2 protein-coding genes are annotated in these 1,269 nt (G+C 61.5%); both read left to right on the forward strand.

Annotated elements, in window-relative coordinates; genetic code table 11:
- A partial coding sequence (locus NW857_RS00475) for a lysostaphin resistance A-like protein (protein ID WP_414367689.1) occupies positions 1–402 on the forward strand: 402 nt, incomplete at its 5' end.
- A gap of 64 nt (positions 403–466) precedes the next feature.
- A partial coding sequence (locus NW857_RS00480; protein ID WP_414367690.1) for an alpha/beta hydrolase occupies positions 467–1,269 on the forward strand: 803 nt, incomplete at its 3' end.

Raw genomic sequence — 1,269 nt, forward strand, 5'->3', positions numbered from 1 at the left:
AGCGGCGGGGCTTACTGGCTTTGGCCGGCCTATCGCCGGGCGGCTTCCGCCTACTTGCACCTGGTGGCGGATCCCTTGCAATGGCGGGATATCTTCTGGGTGGGGGTGCTGCCGGGCTGGAGCGAGGAATGGCTGTTTCGCGGCGTGCTGATGGGATCCCTAGTGGCCAGCCCCTTGGGGTGGACAGGCGGGATCCTCCTGAGCGGCCTCTTGTTTGGGGTTTTGCACTGGCTAGAGTGGCAGGGTTGGCCCTATGCCGTCTGGGCCAGCGCCGTGGGCATCCTCCTGGGGCTGGGCGTGTGGCTATCGGGAAACCTGTTGGTAACCATCGTCGCCCATACTTTGGTTAACTGGATTGGGGTTTGCCTCTGGAAATGTTCTGCCCTGCCAGCCGAATCCTGAAGTGCTCGACGTCGCCGCCCCCCTCTCCCTCTGGGAGAGGGGTTGGGGGTGAGGGGAAGGAGCAATGGGCAAGCCTTTGATTTTTGCATCCTTTCTGGGACTGCGGCTGGGGCCATCCTTGCTGCTCATCGGCCTAGGGGTATACGGCTACCTGCTCTGGCTGGGCCGATTTCAATCAGAGCGGCTGATCTTTTTGCCCCGCCCCGCCAGCTACCAGGATGGGGACGCCATTCTCAAGCTCACCACCGCCGATGGCCTGCAGATTTCGGCAGTCTACCTGCCCAATCCCGCAGCCACCTATGCTCTCCTCTACAGCCACGGCAACGCCGAGGACTTGGGGGATATCCTGCCGCGCCTGAGGAAGCTGCAGCAGGGGGGGTTTAGCGTCTTGGCCTACGACTACCGCGGCTACGGCACCAGCGAAGGGATCCCTTCCGAGGCCGGCGCCTACAAAGACATTGAAGCGGCCTACGCTTACCTACTAGCTCAGGGGATCCCGCCGGGGCGGATTTTGCTTTACGGACGCTCGGTGGGAGGTGGGCCCTCAGTTTACTTGGCAGCCCAAAAGCCGGTGGGTGGCTTGATCCTGGAATCCACCTTTGTAACCGCTTTTCGCGTCTTGACCCGCATCCCCCTGCTGCCTTTTGATCGCTTCGACAACCTCAGCCGCATTGCCCAGATCAATTGTCCGCTGCTAATTTTGCACGGCACTCAGGATCGCTTGATCCCCTTCTGGCATGCCGAAGCCCTTTACCAAGCAGCACGGGATCCCAAGCGTTTGGTGCCCATCGAGGGAGCCGATCACAACAACTTGCTCCAGGTGGTCGGGGAGCGCTACCTGCCCATCCTGCACCAATTTGTGGCCGA

The sequence above is a fragment of the Synechococcus sp. H55.9 genome, from assembly GCF_047462355.1.
Classification (GTDB): Bacteria; Cyanobacteriota; Cyanobacteriia; order Thermostichales; family Thermostichaceae; genus Thermostichus.